The organism is Kineosporia sp. NBRC 101731 (assembly GCF_030269305.1).
Classification (GTDB): Bacteria; Actinomycetota; Actinomycetes; order Actinomycetales; family Kineosporiaceae; genus Kineosporia.
Map to the genome: position 1 here is coordinate 36970 of NZ_BSTC01000003.1, position 23545 is coordinate 60514.

The window sequence follows — 23545 nt, forward strand, 5'->3', positions numbered from 1 at the left end:
CTCGTCCTTCCGGCCACGCGTACCGGCCACACCTACCGTCCGCATCAGGAGGGCTGATCATGACCAGCACCGTGGTCCGCGACGAAACCGTCACGGGCAGTGCCCCTTCGCTCCGGCTGGCGGCGCGCGCGGCCAATCTGGCCGAGCGCACCGCCGTGGTCCGGCAGCTGGAACGCCAGGGTCGTCTGCCCGGCGCGCAGGAGGTGCCGCCCGCCGATGCCTTCCAGACCTGGCGCAACGAGCGCACAGCGGGGAAACTCGCGGACAAGTTCGGCCAGGAGGCCCTTCACCGTAACCACCCGCCGCGTCACACGAAGGACGACATCGCCCACATCCTTGAGTTCTACCGGCGTTTCGAGGAAACCCTGGCCCTGGAGGAACACCCGGGCGATCAGGCGGAATATCTGGAACACCTGCAGGAGAGCTGGCTGCCGACCTACCGCGCCGCCCTGCACGGCTATGTTCCCCCCGCCACCAAGCGGTACGACCGTCTGGCGGTCGCCTGCGCACCGTTCCTGGAGCTGCTGGAGACCGAACTGAGGGCCGAGGTGGCCCTGGCCGGAACGGACTTCGCGCCCCAGGTGGTCGAGGAGCTCGGCCACCACCTGCTCGGCCGGTTCGAGCTCGCCGTGGCCTGGGCTCTGGAGGCCGAGGCCAACGTGCACCTCAGCCGGACCGGCCAGAAGCCCGAAACAGGCGACTACCTGGCCTTCCTGGACGCCACCTTCCGCGACGAGAGCGCCTACCACGAGTTCTATCTGCGTTTCCCGGTGCTGGGACGCTGGCTCGCCGAGGCCACCGGCCTGGCCCTGCAGACCGGGCGTGACCTCATCACCCGGCTCGACGCCGACGGGGACCTGCTCGCGATCGAGCGGGTCACCGCCGTGCGTCCCGGGAAGTCCGACTACCACGCCGGGGGCCGCACGGTCGTCATGGTCGAGGTGGAGACGGCCCAGGGCCCCACGTCGTACGTCTACAAGCCGCGCGACATCAGCGCCGAGGCCGCCGTGCAGAAGCTCCTCGGGATCCTGAGCGCCGAGGCGGGCACCGGATCGGCCGGGCGCCGCGTGTGGCTGCGGCCCGGGTACGGCTACGAGGAGATGATCCCGGCCGGCCGCAACCACGTCGAGACCTTGGAGCAGGCCCGGCAGGTCTACCGCGACCTGGGTGCGCACCTGGCGACGTTCTACGTGCTCGGCGGCACCGACCTGCACCTGGAGAACATCATCGTCGCCGACGGCCACGCCCACGTGTGCGACTGCGAGACGGTACTCGGGGTGCTGCCGACCGGTCAGAGCCGTCCGGCGGGAACGCTTCTCGACTCGGTGTTCAAGACTGCCCTGCTGGAGTGGCCGAGCTCGAAGCAGGGCGAGGGCACGATGCGGATCAGTGGGTACGCCGGGGGCGAGGCCTACGAGATGCCCGTGCCGGTGGCCACGGTCAACGACACCACGCTGAGTTTCGAGGCCGGGGTGCGGCACCGGGCCGGGATCCGGGTGGAACCGGATGCGGCGAACCGGGTCTTCCTCAACGGTGAGCTGGTGCGGCCCGAAGACCACGTGGCCGACATCATCGAGGGTTTCGGGCAGGTCTACGCCTGGTTCGAGGCCGATCCGAAGCGCACGGCCGGTCTGGTGCGGGAGCTCTTCGGCCGGGCGCCGATCCGGTTCATCAACTGGGGCACCCAGATCTACAGCCAGCTGCTGATGGCCTCGCGGCACCCGCGCTGCCTGACCGACCCGCTCGAGGTGGACTGGCTCTTCAACACGATGCGCACGTTCCCCCGCACCTGGGACGCCGACGGTGTGCTGGCCGACCGGGAATTGCGCTCGATGTGGCGGCTCGACGTGCCCATCTTCACCGCCCCGGCCGATGCCGCCCACCTGGTGCACGACCACGACGAGCGCCTGGACAGCCCGCTCGACGCCAGCCCGGCCGAGTTCGCCGCCGGGCGCATCGCCCGTCTGGACCGGGCGAACCGCGAGCAGCAGCACCGGTACATCGCCGCGAGCCTGTCCGCCGCCGAGATCAGCAACCCCGACTTCGTGGAGACCTGCCTCGACCACGCCGCCCGCATCGGTGAGCACCTGTGCGAGCAGCTGCGGCCCGACGATGCGCCGGCTCCCTGGGAGTCGTGGGACACCAGCCGGGACATCGACGGCGACCAGGGCATGGCCCGGGTCGACGTGGAGGCCGATCTTTATCTCGGTTCTGCCGGGATCGCGCTGTTCCTGGCCCATCTCGACGCCGCCCGGCCCGACCCGCGCTTCCGCGCCGCCGCCCGCCGGGGCCTGGACCACGCGCTGCGGGAGGTCGACCTGACCCGGCCCGGCGCCTTCCAGGGCGTGGGCGGGCTCGTCTACCTGCTCAACCACCTGGGAAAGCTGTGGGACGACGCGTCGCTCACCGCGACGGCCCGGGAGTTCCTGCCGCGCCTGGCCCATCTGGCCGAGATCCACGACTCGAACGACATTCTCACCGGCCGGGCCGGCCTGGTGCCGGTGCTGCTCGGCCTCGCCCCCGATCCGTCCGACGTGAGTGATCCGGCCGTGGCCCTGGCCCACCGGTGCGGCGAACTCCTGCTGGACCGGGCCGTGGAAGGTGACCACGACGTCCTCAGTTGGCCCCTGACCGAACCCGACGAAGCGACCGGCAACCTGACCGGATTCGCCCACGGCGCCGGGGGTATCGGGTGGGCCCTGATCCTGCTGGGCACCACCGCCGGTCGGGACGACTGGACCGCGGCGGGTCGGCGGGCATTTGCCTACGAGGCGAGCCATTACGACGGCGACGTACAGGACTGGTACGACCTGCGCCGGCGGGGCGGGGGCGTGCAGAAGAACGGCCGCCACTACGCGAACGCCTGGTGCAACGGCGCCGCCGGTATCGGCCTGAGCCGGATCTCGGCCTGGCACCTGCTGGGAGGTGACGACGAGCTGATGCTGCGCGAGGCCCATCAGGGGCTGGCCGCCACCCTGCGCAACCTCACCCAGCTGCGCAACGACACGCTCTGCCACGGCAGGTCGGGGAATGCCGAGCTGCTGCTGCGTTTCGCCCTGCTGAAAGAGGAGCCGGCGTTCCAGCTGGAGGCCAATGTGCAGGTGCAGAGCCTGTGGCGCAGCGTCGACGAGGCGCTGGCCGGAACCGCCGAGGGCACCGCCGGATTCTTCCCGGGGCTCATGCTCGGGCTCTCCGGGTTCGGTCTGCACCTGCTGCGGCTGGCCCGTCCCGATCAGGTGCCCTCGGTCCTGCTGCTCGACCCCCCTAACGACCTCTGAAAGAACCGATGGAAGGAGAACCCTCATGTCCGTCCACGCGTCCGAGGCATTCCTCCGGGTCATGCACGACACCCCCGAGGTGGCCCAGCAGCTGAAGGCGACCACCGGCATCCAGGAGGTGGTCAGGCTGGGGCACCGGCACGGGTTTGATTTCACCGAGGGCGATTTCCGCGAGGCATCGACGGTCTTCCGCCCCTCCGGAGCGGCGTCCGCCCCGGTGAAGTCCCTCTCCAAGCCGAGGAACACGACCTTCCTGCACCACGAGTACAGTCTGGACGAGGTGGAGGGGTTCGAGCCGGTCCTGGCCGAACTGCCGCGGCTGAAGGTGAAGCCACCGACGGTCGACCTGGCCGAGTTCGACCGCAGCTACCGGCCCGACGACGCCTCGTCCACCAACCGCTCGCCCTCCGACCCGGCCTACCAGGAGTGGCACCGGGCGATGAAGCAGGGGAGCTGGCTGGACCCGGAAGGTGTGAAGCGTCAGGTGCGCCGCGACTTCCACCTCGTGAACCTCGACGAGACCATCGAGTACCCTGGCTACGACGCCTACTTCGACGCGAAGACCCGCACCGTGGCGGCGCTGGAGAAACTCTTCGGCACCGAGATCCGGTTTTCCGGCAGCATGTGGTACCCGCCGCACAGCTACCGCCTCTGGCACACCAACGAGGACCAGCCCGGTTGGCGGATGTACGTGGTCGACGTGGACCGGCCGTTCGAGAACGGGCACGACACGTCGTTCTTCCGCTACCAGAACCCGCAGACCGGCCAGATCGTCACCCTGCACGAGAAGCCGCGTATCGTCAGGTTCTTCAAGGCCGAGCAGGATCCCGACCGGTTGTTCTGGCACTGCATCGTCAACCCGACCGACCGGCACCGCTGGAGTTTCGGGTTCGTGGTGCCCGACGACTGGCAGGACAAGATCCGGATCCGGTCATGACGAGCGCACCGGCCGTCGAGGCCCGGGACGTGTACAAGAGTTACCCGGGTGTCGACGCGGTGCGCGGTCTGGACCTGACCGTCGGGCAGGGGGAGTTCTTCGGCTTCCTCGGCCCGAACGGGGCCGGTAAGTCGACGACGATCTCGATGCTGTGCACGCTGGTGCGCCCGACCCGCGGCCGCATCGAGATCGCCGGGCACGACACGCAGAAGGTGCCCGACCGCGTCCGTAGGCAACTGGGTCTGGTCTTCCAGGAAGACACGCTGGACGGCGAGCTGACGGCGGGTGAGAACCTGCGGTTCCACGCCGACCTCTACGCACTGCCCCGGGTCGGCCTGCGCGAGCAGATCGAGGCCAAGCTCGCCCTGGTCGGTCTGCGCGAACGCCGCGACAGCCTGGTCCGCACCTTCTCGGGAGGCATGCGACGGCGGCTGGAGATCGCCCGGGGCCTGCTGCACCGGCCCCGGGTGCTCTTCCTCGACGAGCCCACCGTCGGGCTGGACCCGCAGTCGCGCAACGGCATCTGGGAGCACCTGCGCGCCGCCCGCCGCCAGGAGGGCACCACGCTCTTCCTCACCACGCACTACCTGGACGAGGCCGAGCAGTGCGACCGGATCGCGATCATCGACGGCGGGCGGATCGTGGCCCAGGGCACCCCCGACGAGCTGAAGGCGGTCATCGGGGCGGCCCGGATCGGGCTGCGGACCGGGGACGACCGGGCGGCGGCCCGGACCCTGCGGGAGAAGTTCGGTCTGGAGGCGGATCCGGTGGACGACGGGCAGGGTCTGCGGTTCCGGGCGAAGGACGGCGCCCGCCTGGTGCCGCGGCTGTGCGCCGGGCTCGACGTCCCGGTCTTCGAGGTCACCGTGACCCGGCCCAGTCTGGACGACGTGTTCCTGCACCACACCGGCCGCACCATCCGGGAGGAGGGCTGACATGAGCGTGATCACGAGGGTCGCGGAGCCGACGGAGTACGCCGGGCCCGGCGTCCGGGAACGGGTGCGGCAGGAGCTGCGGGCCGGGTGGATGGTCTGGCGCCGCGAGATGCTGCACCTGCTGCGTGACCGCACCCGGGTGGTGATGTCGCTGTTGCAGCCGTTCCTGTTCCTGCTCGTGCTCGGCGTCGGGCTGTCCCGGCTGATCGACTCGGTCGGGACCGCACCGGGCGCCGGGCCCGCCTACCTGGTGTTCCTGTTCCCGGGCGTGCTGGTGATGGCCGTGCAGGCCCCGGCCGTCTCGGTCGGGGCGTCGATCGTCTGGGACCGGCAGAGCGGTTTCCTGCGGGAGATGCTCGTGGCCCCGGTGCGCCGCAGCACCCTGCTCATCGGCAAGTGCCTGGGCGGGGCCACGGTGGCGGCCGTGCAGGGGGCGGTGGTGCTGGTCGTGGCCGGTGTGGTCGGCGTCCCCTACCGGCTCGACCTGTTCCTGCTGCTGTTTGCCGAACTGCTGCTGGCCTCGCTGGTGATGACGGCGCTGGGTGCCGTGGTGGCCGTGACCATCCAGCGGATGGCCACCTTCCATACGGTGCTGGGCGCGCTGATCACCCCGGTGCTGTTCCTGTCCGGCGCGATGTTCCCGCTGGCCTCGATGCCGGCCTGGATGGCGGCCCTGGCCGTGCTGAACCCGCTGACCTACGTCATCGACGTGATGCGCCGCACCGTCGGGGCCTTCACCACCACCGACGGCACCCCGCTGGCCGGGCCGGTGACCTGGGCGGGCCGGGAACTGCCGGTGGCGCTGGAGGTCGGGCTGGTGGTGGGCTTCGTGGTGGTGCTGCTGGGCGTGGCCGTGCGCCGGTTCTCCCGGGCCGAATAGCTCAGGGTTCCTCGCTGCGCAGGATCGCCAGGTGCAGCTGCTGCAGGTCGACCCCCGGATCGACGCCGAACTCGTTGCGCAGCTGGTTCTTGAGGCGCCCGTAGGCCTGGAGTGCCTCCACCTTCCGCCCTCCGCGGTAGAGGGCCAGCATCAGCTGGCGCCACAGCCGCTCGCGGTACCGGTGGCGGCCGGTGAGTGCCTTGAGCTCGGCCACCACGTCGTCGTGGTGGCCGAGCTCGATGTGCACGTCGTTGCGCCGCTCCACCACCTGGAGCCGTTCTTCCTGCAGCGTCGGCACCACGTCGCGGTGCAGCGAGTCGCTGGCGACCCCCGACAGCACCGGGCCCTGCCACAGACCCAGGGCCTCGTCGAGCAGGTGCGACTCGGTGTCGAGGTCATGACACCGGTCGGCCCGCTCGGCCTGGGCCGACAGCTCGCGGAACCGCAGCAGGTCCAGCTCGGCCGCGTCGGTCGTGATCAGGTAGCCCCCGGCGGCCGTCTCGAGCTTCGGCATCGGGTCGAGGGTCTGCCGCAGCCGGGTGACGTAGGTGTGCAACGCCGCCCGGGGGCGCTGGGGAGGTTTCGACCCCCACACCCGGTCGACGATCTCGTCCACCGACACCACCCGGTTCGGGTTCAGCAGCAGGGTGGCCAGCAGCGTGCGCTGCCGGCCGGCCGGTACCTCGATCCGCCGCGTGCCCACCCTCACGTCCAGCGGCCCGAGAACCGCGTACCGACGGGTGTCGTCCGTCATTGATGCCCCCACCCCGTGTGCGACTCAGATATCAGTGACCCGCCGGTCTCCCCACGCGGCGGGACTGAATGGTGACCCGGTCGCCCACGTTAACGGATATCGACCGCACGGCAATTCGGCAGCGATCTTTATCTTCACGAACTAGTCACGAGGACAAGCAGTTTCGCGGTTTTCACCATGCGTCAGGTGTCGGGCGAAAGACTCCTGGTTTCATTGAAACTGCTGGTGGGCGGCTATTCCCGGACTGTCCCGAATGTTTCCGGGGAGTATTTCGGGACGGTGAACGGAGCGGTTGTCCGGTACCTACTCCCGCGTTTTCATGAGTTCGGTCCTCACGGAATCCTCATGATCGGTCCTCCAGTGTCTTCCCGCCGGGGTGAAAGGATCGCCTCCGGTGGGAGAGGACCGTCATGACCGGGACCTTCGTCGACATCACCCGGGAGCGCCCGGCCGACCGGTGGGACGACCTGCTGCGCCGGGTGGTCTGCTGTCTGCCTTGACCGTGGTTGCCCGGCAAAGCTCCTCCGTGATGCACTGCCCACGACGTAGCGATCTCTCGAGGGAACGGCACCATGACGAACGACTCCAGCAACGGGCCGACCCACCCGCTCGACCGCCCGTCGTACAGTTCCCTCACCGGCCCGCACCGGCGGTTCGCGATCGGCACCGCCCGCGCCGTGCGCTACCCGGCCGACGTCTCCCCGATGAACGGGATGTCCGACGCGGCCGACCCGCAGGCCTGGGCCGACCTGGGTGAACTGACCGGCCCCGGCCAGACCGTGCTCCTGCCCGGCCCGGCGAGCACCATCGATCACCTTCCGGCGGGTTGGGAGGTCGTGATGAACCTGCCCGGCGTGCAGCTGGTGGCCACCGACGCACTCGTCACCGCGCCCGACCCGGAGCTCCTGACGCTCGGCGCCGGTGACGTGGACGACATGCTCGATCTGGTGGCCCGCACCGAGCCCGGCCCGTTCGAGCGCCGCACCATCGATCTCGGCACCTACCGGGGCGTGCGGATCGACGGCAAGCTGGTGGCGATGGGTGGCGAGCGCTTCTACCCGCCGGGCTACACCGAGATCAGCGCGGTCTGCACCGATCCCGCCCAGCGGGGCCGGGGCCTGGCCAGTCGCGTGATCCGGGCCGTCGCCCACGGCATCCGCGAGCGCGGTGACGTACCGATGCTGCACACGGCGGCCGTCAACACCACCGCCGTGCGTCTCTACGAGGGCCTGGGGTTCGCGGTCCGCTGGCACCCGACCTTCTTCGTGTTCCGCACGCCCGCCGCGTAAAGTCTACTAATCTTGTCCTCTTCGCCGACCGCACGAGCGCCGCGGCTCACCGCAGCACCCTGGTGATCGCGCTCGCCGGGCTCGGCGACGTGGTCACGGTGTCGATGGTGGACGAGGCCCCGGCGCCGGTGTCCCGGCACCGCCATCGGCTTCCCGGTCTGGAGGAGGCCTATCGGGCCACCGACGCGCAGTTCGCCGGGCCGGCCATCGTGCCGGCCCTCTGGGACCGCGACACCTACCGTGTGGTGAGCAACGATTACCCCACTCTGGAGCGGGATCTCGCCACTGAGTTCGCCGACTGGTCCACCACCGGCGTCCAGCTCTACCCACGCGACCGGCAGGCCGAGATCGACGAACTGGACCGGTGGCTCGGCCCGGTCGTCGACCAGGGGCCCTCGCGGCTGCGGATCGGCAGTGACCGTAACGGCGAGCGGGCCCGCGCCCTGCTGAACAAGGCCTTCGCCCGTCTCGACCGCACTCTGTCGAACTCGCGTTACCTTCTGGGAGAACGACTCACGCTGGCCGACGTGCGTCTGTGGGTGACGCTCGTACGTTTCGGGGCCGACGTGGGCCGCCCACAGCGGATCTCGGCCGAGCTCCAGCGGTTCGCCAGTCTCTGGGCCTACGCACAGAATCTCTACGAACGTGAGGAGTTCCGCGTCACCACCGACGCCGAAGCGCTGCGGCGCCCGTCGTTCGGGGCCTGGCACAGAGCTTTTCGTGAGGACCGGCGCACGGAGAGTGACGGGCCTCAAGGGCACTGACCCTGGCGTTAACGATGGTTCAGGTGCGGTTCAGGGTCCGGGCGCGACCATGCCAGCGTGGTCCCCAGAAACTGCGTGACGCGCCGTGTGGATGTCCGGTCGTGAGCCAGAGGAAAGCCCAGCGGGATCTGGAGCGACAGCTCGACGGAGCGCGACCGATGCGTCACTCCCGCGGTCACCGGTACGGAGGCTGGGGCAAGTACGTGCTCGGCACCGTGGTGCTGCTGGTCGCGAGCACCGCCGGCGGCGGGGCGTACGTCTACCAGCACCTGAACGGGAACATCGCGTCGTCGGCCCTGTTCAGCGGCACGACCGGCAGTGCGGGCGTGCAGAAGGCCGACGAGCAGGGCCGCTTCCCGATCAATGTCCTGGTGATCGGCACGGACTCGCGGCAGGGCGAGAACTGCAAGCTCGGAGGGGCCTGTGACGACACCGGTTCCAACGCCGACGTCGAGCTGCTGGTGCACGTCTCGGCCGACCGCACCAACATCACCGCGATGAGCATTCCCCGCGACACGATGACGGACATGCCCGGCTGCGAGGACTCGACCACCGGCCGGAGCGTCGGGGCCCGCTTCGGGCAGATCAACAGCGCCCTGGCCTACGGCCCGGGCTGTTCGGTGGCCGCGATCCACCAGCTCACCGGCATCACGATCGACCACTTCGCGATGGTCGACTTCGCCGGCGTCATCAAGATGTCCGACGCCACCGGCGGCGTGCAGGTCTGCGTCAGCGGAGACGTCTACGACACCTACTCGCACCTGAAGCTGTCCAAGGGCAAACACACGCTCAAGGGCGAGGCGGCCCTGCAGTTCGTGCGTACGCGCCACGGTTTCGGCGACGGCAGCGACCTGGGCCGCACCTACGGCCAGCACGCGTTCCTGTCCGCGTCCATCCGTTCCCTCAAGGACAAGGGCACGCTGCTCAACCCGACCAAGTTGTACGGGGTGGCGAACGCGGCGACCAGCGCCCTCACGGTGGACGAGGGCCTCGACAGCATCCCGAAGCTGATCGACCTGGCCACGGAGTTCAACAAGGTCGACACCGACCGCATCACCTTCACCACGATGCAGACGGCGGCCGACCCGGACAACGCCAACCGGGTGGTGCCCGCGGCGGCCGCCCAGAAGCTGTTCGCCACGATCGCCGAGGACCAGTCGCTCTCCAAGGCGAAGTCGACGACCTCCACCCCCACGGTTGCCGCCACGACGGCCGAGGTCGAGCAGGCGGCCAGCACCAGCTTCACCGTCGAGGTGCGCAACCGCGGCGGCCAGGACGGCCGGGCCTCCGCGCTGACCCAGGTACTTCAGAAGCAGGGCTACGACCAGGCCGTCACCGACTCCTCGTCCGGTGATCTGGAGAGCCGCACCGCTGTGCTCTACCCCAAGGGCAAGGTCGACCAGGCCCAGCAGCTCGCCGCCGACCTGGACGTGCCCTCGTCCCTGTTGCAGAAGAGCACGGACGTCGACGAGGTCACCCTGGTCATCGGCCAGGACTGGAGCACCGGCAACACCTATCCCAAGAGCACGACCAAGCAGCGCAAGGAAGCCCTCACCGACTCCCACGCCTCGACCGCCAAGAAGGCCGAGTGCGTGCCGGTGAGCACCTACAACACGGTGAAGTACAACGGCGTCCCGATGACTCCGGGCCAGGCCTACGCGGCGGCGACCAGCAAGAAGGACTCGGACGACTAAACGCTGGTCGGCAGGTGCATCTCCAGCCGGGCGCCGCCCAGGGTGGAGGTGTCCAGCCGGGCCGAGCCGCCGGCGTCCCGGGCGGCCTCGGCGATGATCGCCAGGCCCAGGCCGGCGCCGCCGCGGTCCCGGTCGCGGGAGTCGTCACGCCGCTCGAAGCGGCGAAAGACGCGCTCGCGGTCCTCGACCGGAACTCCGGGGCCGTCGTCGTCCACCCGCAGCACCGCGTGGCCACCGTCGTCGTGCAGGCCGAGAGCGACGGTGGTGCGGGCGTGACGGCGGGCGTTCTCGGCGGCGTTGCGCACGGCCCGGGTCATCAGGGCGATGTCGGCGACCACGCGGGCCGGGCCCACCCCGGTCGCGTCGACCCGCACGCCCAGGGCCCGTAGTCGGGCGCCCTCGGCCAGCACCAGGTCGTCCAGGTCGATCTCCTGCCGGTTCACCGAGCGCCGCTCGTCCACCCGGGCCAGCAGCAACAGGTCGCTGACCAGTTCCTCGAGTCGGGCGGCCTCGGTGTCCACCACCTCGGCCAGGCCGGTGAGCGTGGTGGCGTCCGGGTGCAGCAGGGCCACCTGGGCGTGCTGACGGATGGCGGCCACGGGGGAGCGCAGCTCGTGCGAGGCGTCCGACACGAACCGCTGCTGCACGTGCCGGGCGGTCTCCAGGCGGGCGAGCATGTGGTTCATCGTCTCGGCCATCCGCGCCACCTCGTCCCGTCCGGGCGGGGCCACGATGCGCCCCGAGGGGTCGTCGCCGATCTTCTCCACGTCGGAACGGATCTGCTCGACGGGGCGCAGCGAGCGCCCGACCACCGTCCAGGTGAGCGCCGCGACGAACAGGCTCACCGCCGGCACCCCCGCCCCCAGCAGCCAGCTCGCCGAGCGGGTGGCGTCGTCCGCACCCTCCAGCGAGCGCGCCACCACGATGTACTGCACGACGCCGTCCTGAAGGCGCACCCGGCTGGAGCGCACGGTCCAGCGTTCGCCCATCAGCCGCACGACCCGGGGCCGGCCACTGACCGGCAGGGGCGGCACCTCGGCGAAGTCGTCGTCCGCGACGGCCACCACGTGCCCGCCGCGCTGCAGCTGGATGATCACCTCGTCGGCCTCGAAGGGGGGCAGCACGCCGCCCGCCTCGGTCTCGCGGGCGAGCTGCACCGCCTGCTGACGCGCGGTGGTGGACTGCGCCCGGCTCACCTGGGAACGCAGCAGCAGGACGAACCCGGTGGCGCCGAGGGCGAGCACCAGCAGCACGATGATCGTGGTGGCGGTGGTGATGCGGACCCGCAGGGAGGTCGAGGCGTACCGCCGGCGCTCACGCATCGTCCACCAGCCGGTACCCGGCGCCGCGCACGGTCACGACGGTCTCCACCCCGAACGGCCGGTCGATCTTGGCCCGCAGGTGCGCCACGTACACCTCGACGATGTTCGGGTCGCCCTCGAAGTCGTCGTCCCACACCCCGTTGAGGATGTCCTGCTTCGACATCACCGTGCCCGCGCGCCGGGCCAGGAAGGCCAGCACCGCGAACTCCCGGCTGGTCAGGGTGATCGGTGTGCGGCCGCGCCGCACCTCGCGGGAGGCCGGGTCGACCACCAGCGTGCCGACGGTCAGCAGGGTCGGGCGCTCGGGCCGTCCCCGCCGGACCAGGGCGCGCAACCGGGCCACCAGCACCGGGAACTCGACCGGTTTGACCACGTAGTCGTCGGCGCCGGTGTCGAGCCCCTCGACCTGGTCCCAGGCTCCGTCCTTGGCCGTGAGCATCATGATCGGGGTCCAGTTCTGCTCGTCGCGCAGGGTGCGGCAGACCTCGTACCCGTTGAGCCCGGGCATCATCACGTCCAGCACCATCGCGTCGTACTGCACCTCGCGGGCCCGCCAGAGCCCGTCGATCCCGTTCTCGGCGACATCCACCGAAAAGCCTTCCGCGACCAGTCCCCGGCGGATGCCCTCGGCGAACCGGGCCTCGTCGTCAACCACCAGGACTCGCACGGCAGCAGTCTGCCTCCTGGCGGTTGAATCCCTGCTGAAGGGGTGGGGCGAGTCACCGGGCCGGGTTCCCGGCCCGGTGACCCCGGGGTTTCAGTGCCGGAAGGTGAAACTGTCCAGGTCGACGAAGTCACTCGGTTGCCCGGACGAGAACGTCAGGTAGACGTCGTGCGTGCCGGTCACGCCCGACAGTGATCCCGGCACCTCCCGGTAGCTCTGCCAGCCACCGGTATTGGCGACCGCGATGGTCGAGACCGGGCTCGCCGTGGCGCTGTCCAGCCTCACCTCGATCAGGCCGCTGACCCCGGCGGCGGCCCCGGACGCGACCTTGGCGGCGAAGGTGTGGGCCGCCGAGGAACCGAAGTTCACGCCGTTGTACACGGCCCGGTCGCCGTTCGCGATGTAGCCCAGCTTCTTGCCGCCGCCGTCCACGTCAGCGATCTGGGTACCGACCTGGCTGGTGTAGCTCTCGGCCTCGATGGTGGCGTAGGCGTCCCGGTTCCCGCCGGTCGGGGGAGGGGTGGTGCCGCCCCCGCTCCTGCTCGAGACCGTCACGTAGTCGACGGTCATCGGGACCCCGGAGGCCGTGGACGCGGTCGGGTTGCCTGGCCAGCCGCCGCCGATCGCCACGTTGAGGATCAGGAAGAAGCCGTGGTGCGTGGCGTTGTTCCACGTCGTGGCGTCCATCTGGCTCGCCGAGACGGAGTGGAACTGCTGCCCGTCGATGTACCAGCGCAACTGCTCGGGCGAGGTGCTGCGGTCGAGTTCCACCGCGTAGGTGTGGAACCCGCCCTGCAGGGTGGGACTGAAGCCGGACCTGCTGCCGCCCAGCCCGTTGTACTCGTTGCACGGCCCGCCGGGCGCGACCCCGCAGTGCAGGGTGCCGTAGCCGGTGTTCACCCCGTTGACGTTCTCCATCACGTCGATCTCACCGACGCCGGGCCAGTTGGTGTAGTTGCCGCGGAAGGCGTCACCGAGCGACCAGAAGGCCGGCCAGATGCCCTGCGCGGCGGCCCCGGTCACGTTCGGGAGCTGGATCCGGCTCTCGAACCGCACCACTCCGCCCGCCGGGGCGGCGAAATCGGTGCGCTGGGTCTCGATCCGGGCGGAGGTCCAGTTGCCGGAAGAGTCGCGCAGCGGGGTGATCCGCAGGTTCCCGTTGCCGTCGAGACTGACGTTCTGGGTGCGGTTGGTCATCTCCTCGATCTCACCGGTGCCCCAGTTCCCGGCGCCGCCGGGATAGCTGTGCCCGAGATCGAAGAGCCAGTTCCCCGAGGAGGGAAGGGTGTTCGCGGTGCCGTTGAAGTCGTCCGACCAGACGGTGGTGAAACCGGACGGCGGGGCGGGCACGGCGGCGGTGGCCGGGGTGCTGCCCAGGAAAACGGCCACGCACGCGGTGGCCAGAAGGGCGGAGGTACGTCGGAAAGACATGTCAGAGAATCCTCTTCGTCGAGGTTCGCCAAGGTTCCGCGGGAGAGAGGGCGCCCGGCCCTGTGTCAGGGTGAGGGCCGGGCGCCCCGATGTGGTGTCTGCCCAGTATCAACCCAGGCCGCTGGAGACGGCCTTCGTCAGCTCGGCGCCGGTGGTGTCACCGGACAGTTCCCAGGCGAAGGCTCCGCCCAGGCTCTGCTGCTTGGCGTACGTCATCTTCCCGGCGATGGTGGCGGGCGTGTCGTAGCTCCACCAGTTGCTGCCGCACTTGGCGTACGCGGTGCCGGCCACGGTGCCGGTGGACGGGCACGAGGTCTTGAGCACCTTGTAGTCCTCGATACCGGCCTCGTAGGTGCCCGGCGCCGGCCCGGTGGCGGAACCACCCGGTGCCGCCTGGGAGACTCCGGTCCAGCCCCGGCCGTAGTAGCCGATGCCCAGAAGCAGCTTGCTGCTGGGGATCCCGAGGCTCTTCAGCTTCGCGATCGCCGTGGCCGAGTCGAAGCCGGTGATCGGGGCCCCGCTGTAACCGGTCAGCGGCGAGTGCGGGGCGGTCGGGCCGTCGGCGTCGAACGCACCGTAGAAGTCGTACGTCATCGGCAGGTACCAGTCCACGTACTGGGCCGCCCCGGCGTAGTCGGCCTTCTCGATCTTGCCGCCGGAGGTGCCGTCGGCGGTGATCGCGGAGGTGACCAGGTCGCTCCCGAACGAGGTGCGCAAGGCTGCCATCAGCTTGCGGTAGGCGTCGAAACCGCTGGTGTCGGTGGTCAGGCCGGTGGCGTTCGGGTACTCCCAGTCGATGTCGATCCCGTCGAAGACATCGGCCCAGCGGGGGTCTTCGACCAGGGCCCGGCAGGACTGGGCGAAGGCGGTGGGGTCGGCCGCCGCCGCACCGAAGCCGCCCGACCAGGTCCAGCCGCCGAACGACCAGATCACCTTGAGGTTCGGGTACTTCTTCTTCAGCTGGCGCAGCTGGTTGAAGTTCCCGGCGACCGCCTGGTCCCAGGTGTCGGCCGTACCGCTCACGGAATCCGCTGCGGTGAAGGTCTTCTGGTAGTCGGCGTAGGCGTCGCCGATGGCGCACTTGCCCCCGGTGACGTTACCGAAGGCGTAGTTGATGTGCGTCAGTTTCGCGGCGGCACCGCTGGTGTCCAGCGCCTTGACCTGGAAGTTGCGCTGGTAGGTGCTCCACTCGGTGTAGTAGCCGACGACCTTCTTGCCGCTGGTGCCCGGCGGGTCGGTCGTGGGAGGTGTCGTGGGTGGAGTCGTCGGAGGTGTGGTGGGGGGTGTGGTCGGAGGTGTGGTCGGGTCGGTTCCGCCACAGACTCCTCCGTCCACCCAGACGTCCTGGGCGTTCGCCCCCGGAACGTCGCCGTACGTCCACCATTTCGCGGTCCAGGTATGACCGTTGTAGGTGACGACGGCGCCGCCGGTGTAGGCGACGTCCTTGGCCCAGGTGGCTCCGGAGCAGGTGGCCGCGGCCGCCGACATCGGTGTGGCGGCCTGGGCTCCCATCGGTGACATCGTCGCGACCAGCGCGACTGCTGCCGCGGCGGACAGGCCGACGGCAAGCAAACGAGCACGCTTCATGGCGTTCCCCTTCAGGGCGGGAGTCATGATTAGTGAAGAGTCTTTACGTATTGCTGTTCTCAAAAGATACCCATACAAGGCACGTAAAGGGAAGTATTCAAAATTCCGCACACCGCATTTACGGGAGATTGAAAACCCGGGGTGACGTGGGCGTCCTTACGTTTCGGGCCGGTTAATTTGCGCCCGGTGGTAAGGCTTTCGAGCTCATCGGGATCAGGACGGGATCAGGAACGGCCCAGTCCGGCCAGGCCGGCGTGGATGAAGGTCGTGAGGGTCTCGATCGCCTCGTCGTCGCTCGTGTGCGGCGGGGTCGCGGTGGCGAACGACCACATCAGCCGGCTGACGATCGTCGCGGCCACGATCGGGTCGCCCGGCAGGGCCAGGCCCGACAGGTGCTCGGCGAGGTGCCGCAGATCGGGCTCCAGCATCTCGTCCTGGCGCCGGGCGAACGCCGCGTCCACGGTGGAGGCCTGTTGCAGGGCGACCAGCACGGTGCGGTGCTGCTGCTGGAAGTCCCAGAAGCTCGCGACGTGCCAGCGCACCGCCTCGCGGTCGCGGAAGTCGTCGGGATGGCCGTGTTCCAGGGCCCGCAGGTTGTCGTCGGTCCGGGTGAGCAGGTCGGCCAGCAGGGCCTCGAGCACGCTCTCCTTGCCGGTGAAGTGCTTGTAGAACGAGCCGGTCGCGCGCCCGGCCTCCGCGGTGATGTCGGTGATCTTCGCCTTCAGGTACCCGGTGCGGGCGAACACCCTCACGGCGGCGGCCTTCAGCTCCAGTTCGGTCTGGGCCGCCTGCTGTTTGCGCACGGACATTCGTCTCACCTCCGGGGTTGACGCGACCCTATCGCCGTTCTTATGGTGAACTCATGTTCAGTGAATCAGAATTCACCGTAATCGTCGGTGCCGGGCCGACCGGCCTGACCCTGGCCCGCGAGCTGCAACGGCGCCAGGTGCCCTTCCGCCTGCTCGAGAAGTCCCCGGCGCCGTTCGAGGGATCGCGGGGCAAAGGGCTGCAACCGCGCTCCCTGGAGGTGCTCGACGATCTCGGGCTGCTGCCGGACTTCCTGGCGGTCGGCAGCGAATACCCGCCCCTGCTCATCCATCTGCCCGACGGAACCACGACCACCCGCCGGATGGACGAGCACCACGAGCCCACCGCGTCCGTCCCCTACCCGAACAGCCTGATGGTGCCCCAGTGGCGCACCGGCCAGTTGCTGGCGCAGGGGCTGCCGATCGAGTTCGGCGTGGGGGTGGAGGCCCTGGCCCAGGACGAGCGTGGCGTACATCTCACGCTCGAGGACGGTGAGCATCTCACGGCCCGGTACGTGGTGGGTGCCGATGGTGGACGCAGCACTGTACGTCGGGCTCTCGGCGTCGGTTTCGAGGGGGAGACGCACGAGTCCGAGCAGTTGTTCATCGCCGACGTGAAGCTGACCGGCCTGGGCCGGGACAGCTGGCACATCTGGCCGGACGCCGACGGCCGGTCGATGCGCCTGGGTCTGTGTCCCCTGGCCGGGACCGACGACTTCCAGCTCTACTCACCGGACATGGATGCCTCGGTCGAGGAACTCGTGGCGTCGGCCGACCCCTCGATCACCGTCACCCACGTCGGCTGGACCTCCCGTTGGCGGGCGAACATCCGCATGGCGTCACGCTTCCGGGTGGGTAACGTCTTTCTCGCGGGTGACGCGGCCCACGTTCACCCACCGGCCGGTGGGCAGGGGCTCAACACCGGAATCCAAGACGCGTACAACCTCGGCTGGAAGCTCGCGGCCGCCCGGGAAGGTGATGGCGCCCTGCTGGACACCTATGAGGCGGAGCGGCTTCCGGTCGCCGCGGCGGTGCTCGGCATCAGCACGCAGCTGTACGGGCGGGCGGTGCGGCGTCAGGACGACGCCCTGCGCCGCGACGATCCGGTACTCAAACAGCTCTCCCTGACCTACCGTGAGGGCCCGCTCGCCTGCGAACACCGCACCGAACCGGGCCTTCTGCAGGCGGGCGATCGGGCTCCGGACGCTCCGCTGCACGACGGGCGCCGCGTCTTCGACCTGCTGCGGGGCCCGCACGCCACCTTGCTCGCGATCGGCTGGGAGGGCGAGCTTCCCGAGCTCGGGATTCCCGCCCACCGCATCGACGAGGCCCGGGAGATCTACGACGGCGAAGGGCTGTTCCTGGTGCGCCCCGACAACTACCTGGGCTGTGTGACCTCTTCGGTGGAAGACATCACTGCCTACCTGAAGCAGATCGGCCTGATCAGCGGGCCGGAAACCGCCTGATCAGACGAATTCCGGGATCTGAACGGTCTGGGGAGGAGCTGGTACGGAGGCCGCTGCGGCGCTCTGGCGGCGCGCCAGGAGGGTGGTGACCACGGCGTGGGTGCCGATGGCCGCCCAGAGGAGGTTGGAGACCGCACTGGGCCAGGCCCCGTACATCGAACTGGCGATGCCGCCGGCCATGCCGCCGATCGCGTTGAGGAGTGAGTAGCGCAGGGACGTGGCCGTCCAGCGCCCCCGGCTCAGGAGGACATAGGCGCCGAAAGTGCCCATGGTGCCCAGCCAGCCGAGCATTGCCGCCATCGGAGCAGCCTTCTTTCGATCGTGAGGGAGGGAGCCGGATCGCCGTCTCCCGGCCATGATGATGAGACTCCGGACGCCTTCAGCACAATTGCACTTCACTGCATCCGGCGTTTAGCGTTGCTGAACATGAGGATCGACCCCCGCCGACTCCGGTTCCTCCTGGCCATCGCGCGGGAAGGAGGGGTGCTCGCGGCGGCCGACGAGTTGGGTGTCACGCCGTCTGCCGTTTCCCAGCAGTTGGCCCGGCTGGAGGCCGAAACCGGTTGCGCGCTCGTCACTCGGACGGCGCACGGCATCCTGCTCACCGAGGCCGGGCAGGCCCTGGTGGAGACGGCCGAGGAGATCGAGCGGGCCCTGAACCTGGTGCGCGCCAAACTGCTCGAGGACGAGGTGGACCCGGTCGGCACGGTGCGCGTCGGGATCTTCCAGACCTTCCTGCGGGTCGTCTTCGCCCCCAGCCTGCCGGAGTGGAAACAACGTCATCCCCGCCTGCGGTTCGAGGTGCGGGAAGACGACCAGGAAGAGCTGCTGCGGATGCTGCGATCGGGTGACCTGGACCTGGTGGTGCTGGAACTGGACTCCCAGCAGGCCTCGCCCCGGTTGCCGAAGAACATGACCGAGACACCCCTGCTCGACGAGCCCTGGCGTCTGGTCGTGCCGGCCGGGGCGACCCAGGTCGACGTGGTCGACCTGGCCAAGCAGTCCCTGCCCTGGCTCGGCCCCGACGCCTCGGCCGCCGGTTCCCAGGCCACCCACCGGGTCCGCCGCGCCCTGGGGATCTCGGGCCCGACCGTGCACCGCTACCAGGACATCCAGACCGCGCTCGCCCTGGTCGCGGCGGGGGAGGGCGTGGCCCTGGTGCCGTCACTGGCCCTGATCGGCCAGTCGCACCCGGGGGTCAGCCCGCTCGAGATGCCGGGGCTCGGCACCCGCCGCATCGTGCTGCGGCGCTACGAGGGCCGCAACGTCCCCGAGGCCCAGGACGTGGCGGTCACGCTGATCCGCGAGGCCGCCGCGGCGGTGAGTCTGGAGGAATCGGTCAGCTGACCGTGCCGTTCCGCCCCGGTGACGCCATGATCAGTGCATGCCGTTCGACCGGGTCGTCCTGATCTTCAACCCCCACAGCACCGGTGACGCGAAGGGCAAGGCCCACCAATTGCGGGACGAGGTGCTCGCCGGCCGTCCCGATGCGCGGGTCGAGTTGCTGCCCACCGAGTTCGCCGGACACGCACGCACCCTGGCCCGCGAGGCCGCGGGTGACGGGCGTCCTCTGATCGTCTCTGTGAGTGGTGACGGCGGGTACAACGAAGTGGTGAACGGGATCATGGACGCCGGTGACACCCACGCCGTGGCCACCGTGGTGGCCGCCGGTAACGCGAACGACCACCACCGTGTGACCGCCCCGCGTCCTCTGCCCGAGGCCCTCGCGGAAGACGAGGTGCGGCGGATGGACCTGCTGCGCCTGAGCGTCAACGGCGAGAAGCTCGCCCGGTACGCGCACTCCTACATCGGATTCGGGATCACCCCGGTGGTCGCGGTCGAGCTGGAGAAGGGCACCAAGGGGTCGCTGCGCGAGATCGTCACCGTGGTGCGCTCGTTCAACAACTTCCGGCCGCTGCGGGTCGAGCTGGCCGACGGCGGGCGCATCGCCATCGACAGCCTGGTGTTCTCGAACATCCCGCAGATGGCCAAGGTGCTCAAGCTCAGCGACAACGGCGACCCGGAGGACGGCCTCTTCGAGGTCACCCTGACACCTCACGAACCGCGGTGGCGGGCGGTCACCAAGGCCGTGCACGCCGCCACCACCGGGCTCGGCGAGCAGCCGAGCGTCACCGACTACCGGTTCACCGCGCTGAAGGCGGCGCCGCTGCAGATCGACGGTGAGGTGCTGGAGATCGAGGAAGGCGACCGGGTGCAGATCGAGATCGCGCCGGGGGCCCTGGCCGTGCTGCGCTGACCCGAGCAGTCGTTTTTCGTGGTTCGTCACCGCATCAGCTGACGAAGAAGTCTTCCAGCAGCTGGGTGAACGCTGAGGGCTGGTCGAGGTGTACGACGTGGGTGGCGTCGATCGTCCGGTAGGTGCCATGGGTCAGCAGTGACGCCGCCCGCTGTCCGTCCTGCGTGGTCATTGCTCCGTTCAACGTGCCGTCGGCCAGCGTCGAGGTCTCGGCCTGGAGCAGCAGCACCGGGCAGGTGATCGTGCGCAGGGCCTGGGCGTGGTCGAACCCGGCGTTCCAGGTGCCGTCGTGGAAGGCCGCGCCGAAGCGGGGGTCGAACTGATCCATGCCCCGCACGAAGAGCCGCGTGGTGTCGTCGGGCAGGAAGCGGATCTCCACCGGCTCGCCGGGGTTCGCTCCCCGGTACGACTTCACGGCCGCGGTCAGCACCTTCGCCGAGCCCTTGAAAGCGTGCTTGTCGAAGAACGTGCTGTTGCTGTCGATCCAGAACAGCAGGAAGTCGTCCACGTCCTGGGCCACGGCGTCGGCGCAGGTCGCGAACGACCGGTCGGCGATGGTGCCGGCGATCCGGTCGGCCTCGGAGGAGAACAGAGGCGGGTCTTCCAGCATCGCCGCCCGCACCAGGTCGGGGCGGTTCGCCGCGAGCCAGGTGGTCAGCAGCCCGCCGGAGGAGTTACCGGTGACGAAGGCCGGGCCGGTCGTCGCCGTCATGAAGTCGGCCAGGTCGGTCCCGATCCGCCGTACCGTCATTGCATAACCTTCCGGCACGGTGGTCGCGCCGTGCCCCGGGTAATCGATGTCGAAGACGTGGAACGACCGCGACAGTGCGGGCAACACCCGGCTATAACTGAACCAGTCCATGTGCTGGGCGTGCAGCAGCACCAGGGCCGGGCCGTGGTCGGGCCCCTCCGCATAACTCAGGTTCACGCCGTTGACCAGGGCCGTCTTCTGCAGGAAGCCGGCGGCGGCCACCTTCTCCTGCCAGGGGTCGACGTAGCTGTCGATCTGGTGGTTCACCACCGCCAGGCCGCCCACCGAAACGAGGGCCAAGGCGCCGACCGTGGCACCCAGCCACTGTCGCCGGGAAAGGTGGTGCGGGGGTGCGACGTCAGAGATGTTCATGAATCCGTCCGGGCTGGGTCAGGGTGACGGTCACCATTCGAGTGCCCGTCGCTGTCGCCAGGACGACCGTTCGCTGACGGTTGGCTGACGATCATCCAGTTCGGCTCAGGCCCGGGCCGCACCCCGGACGAACTGTTCCACCGCGGTGTTCGCCAGCCCTTCGAGCAGTTCCGGCGGCGCCAGGTGACCGTTGGTCATCGCGGCGATGCCGTGCATGGTCGCGAACAGCACGATGCCGACCTGGTCGATCGGTCCGTCCCGCAGCACACCCTGCTCCTGCCCCTCCCGGAGCAGATCTTCCATCAGGGCGAACGACGGCTGGGCTGCCGCCATGAACACGTCGGCGTTCTCGCCGTGCTTGCGCGAGAACATCAGCTCCAGCAGCGCCGCGTCGCGGGTGGCGAACCGCGTGTAGGTCTGGGCCAGCGCTTTCAGGCGGGCCACGAAATCGTCACCGGCCCCCGCCACAGCCGTGCGCAGTTCTGTGTCGATCCGCTGGAAACCGTTGACGGCCAGCGCGTCGAGCAGGGACTGGCGGTCGGGGAAATGGCGGCGCGGCGCGGCGTGACTGACGCCCACCTGACGGGCCAGGTCACGCAGCGACAGCGCATCGACGCCGCTCTCGCGGGTGGTCTGCTCGGCCGCCGCGAGTAGCGCCGCGCGCAGGTTTCCGTGGTGGTAGCGCTCGTCGGTCCCGTCTGGCACGGCCCCATCCTAGCCGCATGTAGGCGTTGACTACATAAGTAGTCGATGCCTACATTGTTGTCTGTGTCTACATTCAGCGTCCCCTCCCAGCACGGCCGCACGGTCGTCGTCACCGGCGCCAGTAGCGGGATCGGCCAGGCGGCGGCCCGGGCGCTCGACGCCGCCGGTGCGCATGTCGTTCTCGCCGTGCGCAGTCCCGAGAAGGGGCACCGGGCCGCCGCATCCATGCCGGGGTCGACCGAGGTGCGCGTTCTGGACCTCTCCGAACTGGCGTCGGTGCGCGCGTTCGCCGCCGGGTTCGACCGGCCCGTCGATCTTCTCGTCAACAACGCCGGCATCATGATGCCGCCGCTCCGGCGCACCCCCGACGGCTTCGAGTCCCAGCTCGGCACCAATCATCTCGGGCACTTCGCGCTGACCAATCTGCTCCTGCCCCAGATCACCGGTCGCGTCGTCACCGTCTCGTCCAACGGTCACCGGGCCGGTTCCATCGACTTCGACGATCTCAACTGGGAACGTCGCCCCTACCGGCCTTTTCCTGCCTACGCCCAGTCGAAGCTGGCGAATCTGCTGTTCACGGCCGAGCTTCAGCGCCGCTTGACGGCTGCGGGTTCCCCGGTGATCGCAACCGCCGCCCATCCGGGGCTGGCGGCGACCAACCTCGGGCACTCGTTCAGCGACCGGGCCGGGCTCTCCCTGCTCGCCCGGGTGAGCAACCGGCTGGCCCAAAGTGAAGACGGCGGTGCCCTTCCCACCCTCTTCGCCGCGGTCGCCGACGTGCCCGGCAACGCCTATGCCGGCCCGACCGGATTCCTCCGGTCGAGAGGTGAGCCGGGGCTGATCACCCCGTCGAAGGCCGCTCGGGACGCCGACGTGGCCCGACGATTGTGGACGGTCTCGGAAGAACTGACAGGAGTGCGCTTCCCGTCACTGTGAGCTCTGGCGTGCGGTTGTAGGCGTGTGCGGGGGCGGGCTAAGACCTGGACGTGGCCTCCCTCCTCTGTTCGTGATCATGCAAAGTGTCCCCGGCCTTCTAGAACTGTTCGCTCGAGAGTTCTAGAACTTTGGGGACACCTTGCATGATCACGGAAGGATGGGTGGGTGCCATCGCCGAGGTTCACGGGCTGCCGAACTAAGAGCGTTAGTTTGGGCGGATGGACGAACGAGATGCGGCAATCCTGACTGAGCTGCAGCAGAACGCCCGCCTGACCAACCGGCAGCTGGCGTCGCGGGTGGGGCTGGCGCCGTCGAGCACCCTGGTGCGCACCCGGGCGCTGGAGCGGTCGGGGGTGCTCGCGGGGTATCACGCCCGCGTCGACCTGACCCGGATCGGGCGCGGGGTGCAGGCCATGGTCGCGTTCCAGGTGCGGCCGCTGAGTCGTGACGTCATCCAGGGTTTCAAGGCCTTCGCGCTCGCCCAGCCCGAGGTGCTGGCCGTCTACGTGGTGGCCGGCAGCGAGGACTTCCTGGTGCACGTGGCGGTGCCGAGCGTCGACGCCATGCACAGCATGCTCGTCGACCGGTTCAGCGCCCGTAAGGAGGTCATCGGGTTCCGGACCTCGCTGCTCTACGAGCACACCGAGAACCGGGCCGTGGCGCCGAGCGAGCTGGACGGCTGAGTGCAGCTTCTGCCGAACTTTGTTCGGTGAAGCG

Annotated in this window: 21 protein-coding genes; 12 read left to right on the plus strand and 9 right to left on the minus strand. The window is 69.5% G+C overall.

Features of this window, described 5'->3' with window-relative positions; all coding sequences use genetic code 11:
* Positions 1-59 precede the first annotated feature (59 nt).
* Genes QSK05_RS10490 through QSK05_RS10505 form a run of 4 tightly spaced genes read left to right on the plus strand, consistent with a single transcriptional unit; the run spans position 60 to position 6030 of the window.
* Positions 60-3278 (plus strand): type 2 lanthipeptide synthetase LanM family protein, encoded by a 3219-nt coding sequence (locus QSK05_RS10490; protein WP_285596584.1) that lies wholly within the window; start codon positions 60-62, stop codon positions 3276-3278.
* Between the two features lie 25 nt (positions 3279-3303).
* Entirely contained in the window at positions 3304-4215 is a 912-nt protein-coding gene (locus QSK05_RS10495; RefSeq protein WP_285596586.1) for a Nif11-like leader peptide family natural product precursor, read from the plus strand.
* Positions 4212-5150, plus strand: a complete 939-nt coding sequence (locus tag QSK05_RS10500) for an ABC transporter ATP-binding protein (RefSeq protein WP_285596588.1) — start codon at positions 4212-4214, stop codon at positions 5148-5150. Before QSK05_RS10495 ends, QSK05_RS10500 begins: the two co-directional genes overlap by 4 nt.
* 1 nt (position 5151) lies before the next feature.
* Positions 5152-6030 (plus strand): ABC transporter permease, encoded by an 879-nt coding sequence (locus tag QSK05_RS10505; RefSeq protein ID WP_285596590.1) that lies wholly within the window; start codon positions 5152-5154, stop codon positions 6028-6030.
* 1 nt (position 6031) lies between these two features.
* Here the strand turns inward: QSK05_RS10505 and QSK05_RS10510 are convergent, their stop codons facing one another.
* Positions 6032-6784, minus strand: coding sequence for an AfsR/SARP family transcriptional regulator (locus tag QSK05_RS10510; RefSeq protein WP_285596592.1), 753 nt, complete (start codon positions 6782-6784; stop codon positions 6032-6034).
* Between the two features lie 572 nt (positions 6785-7356).
* Here QSK05_RS10510 and QSK05_RS10515 point away from each other — a divergent pair.
* The 3 genes from QSK05_RS10515 to QSK05_RS10525 all read left to right on the plus strand — a co-directional run bounded on the left by QSK05_RS10515 (position 7357) and on the right by QSK05_RS10525 (position 10531).
* A complete protein-coding gene (locus tag QSK05_RS10515; protein ID WP_285596594.1) occupies positions 7357-8073 on the plus strand; it encodes a GNAT family N-acetyltransferase in 717 nt (238 codons plus the stop codon).
* A gap of 62 nt (positions 8074-8135) precedes the next feature.
* Positions 8136-8837: a glutathione S-transferase C-terminal domain-containing protein gene (locus tag QSK05_RS10520; protein ID WP_285596596.1), complete on the plus strand. Its 702-nt coding sequence runs from the start codon at positions 8136-8138 to the stop codon at positions 8835-8837.
* Positions 8838-8938: 101 nt separating this feature from the next.
* Complete coding sequence (locus tag QSK05_RS10525; RefSeq protein WP_285596598.1) at positions 8939-10531, plus strand: LCP family protein; 1593 nt, start codon at positions 8939-8941, stop codon at positions 10529-10531.
* Here QSK05_RS10525 and QSK05_RS10530 read toward each other — a convergent pair.
* The 5 genes from QSK05_RS10530 to QSK05_RS10550 all read right to left on the minus strand — a co-directional run bounded on the left by QSK05_RS10530 (position 10528) and on the right by QSK05_RS10550 (position 16344).
* Entirely contained in the window at positions 10528-11853 is a 1326-nt protein-coding gene (locus QSK05_RS10530; RefSeq protein WP_285596600.1) for a sensor histidine kinase, read from the minus strand. The two genes, QSK05_RS10525 and QSK05_RS10530, sit on opposite strands and share 4 nt — an antisense overlap.
* The gene (locus QSK05_RS10535; RefSeq protein ID WP_285596602.1) at positions 11846-12520 is read right to left on the minus strand and encodes a response regulator transcription factor; all 675 of its coding nucleotides are present in this window, start codon (positions 12518-12520) and stop codon (positions 11846-11848) included. Before QSK05_RS10535 ends, QSK05_RS10530 begins: the two co-directional genes overlap by 8 nt.
* 90 nt (positions 12521-12610) lie before the next feature.
* A complete protein-coding gene (locus QSK05_RS10540; protein WP_285596604.1) occupies positions 12611-13948 on the minus strand; it encodes a carbohydrate-binding protein in 1338 nt (445 codons plus the stop codon).
* A gap of 108 nt (positions 13949-14056) precedes the next feature.
* Positions 14057-15535 (minus strand): glycosyl hydrolase family 18 protein, encoded by a 1479-nt coding sequence (locus tag QSK05_RS10545; RefSeq protein ID WP_285596605.1) that lies wholly within the window; start codon positions 15533-15535, stop codon positions 14057-14059.
* 224 nt (positions 15536-15759) lie between these two features.
* The gene (locus QSK05_RS10550) at positions 15760-16344 is read right to left on the minus strand and encodes a TetR/AcrR family transcriptional regulator (RefSeq protein WP_285596607.1); all 585 of its coding nucleotides are present in this window, start codon (positions 16342-16344) and stop codon (positions 15760-15762) included.
* Positions 16345-16397: 53 nt separating this feature from the next.
* Between QSK05_RS10550 and QSK05_RS10555 the strand changes: the two genes are divergently transcribed.
* Positions 16398-17807 carry an FAD-dependent monooxygenase gene (locus tag QSK05_RS10555; RefSeq protein ID WP_285596610.1) on the plus strand — a complete coding sequence of 470 codons (1410 nt, stop codon included), beginning with the start codon at positions 16398-16400 and terminating at the stop codon, positions 17805-17807.
* Here QSK05_RS10555 and QSK05_RS10560 read toward each other — a convergent pair whose 3' ends face one another.
* A complete protein-coding gene (locus QSK05_RS10560) occupies positions 17808-18107 on the minus strand; it encodes a CBU_0592 family membrane protein (protein WP_285596612.1) in 300 nt (99 codons plus the stop codon).
* 126 nt (positions 18108-18233) lie between these two features.
* Here QSK05_RS10560 and QSK05_RS10565 point away from each other — a divergent pair, with 126 nt between their 5' ends.
* Positions 18234-19154: a LysR family transcriptional regulator gene (locus QSK05_RS10565; protein WP_285596614.1), complete on the plus strand. Its 921-nt coding sequence runs from the start codon at positions 18234-18236 to the stop codon at positions 19152-19154.
* A gap of 37 nt (positions 19155-19191) precedes the next feature.
* Positions 19192-20064, plus strand: a complete 873-nt coding sequence (locus QSK05_RS10570) for a diacylglycerol/lipid kinase family protein (protein ID WP_285596616.1) — start codon at positions 19192-19194, stop codon at positions 20062-20064.
* A 34-nt stretch (positions 20065-20098) separates the two neighbouring features.
* On the opposite strand, the gene QSK05_RS10575 is transcribed toward QSK05_RS10570, so the two are convergent.
* Positions 20099-21187, minus strand: coding sequence for an alpha/beta fold hydrolase (locus tag QSK05_RS10575; protein ID WP_285596618.1), 1089 nt, complete (start codon positions 21185-21187; stop codon positions 20099-20101).
* A 105-nt stretch (positions 21188-21292) separates the two neighbouring features.
* Complete coding sequence (locus QSK05_RS10580; RefSeq protein WP_285596620.1) at positions 21293-21892, minus strand: TetR/AcrR family transcriptional regulator; 600 nt, start codon at positions 21890-21892, stop codon at positions 21293-21295.
* A gap of 63 nt (positions 21893-21955) precedes the next feature.
* Between QSK05_RS10580 and QSK05_RS10585 the strand changes: the two genes are divergently transcribed.
* Both QSK05_RS10585 and QSK05_RS10590 read left to right on the plus strand, forming a co-directional pair.
* Complete coding sequence (locus tag QSK05_RS10585) at positions 21956-22828, plus strand: oxidoreductase (RefSeq protein WP_285596622.1); 873 nt, start codon at positions 21956-21958, stop codon at positions 22826-22828.
* 218 nt (positions 22829-23046) lie between these two features.
* Positions 23047-23511, plus strand: coding sequence for an Lrp/AsnC family transcriptional regulator (locus QSK05_RS10590; RefSeq protein WP_285596624.1), 465 nt, complete (start codon positions 23047-23049; stop codon positions 23509-23511).
* The last annotated feature ends 34 nt before the right edge of the window (positions 23512-23545 follow it).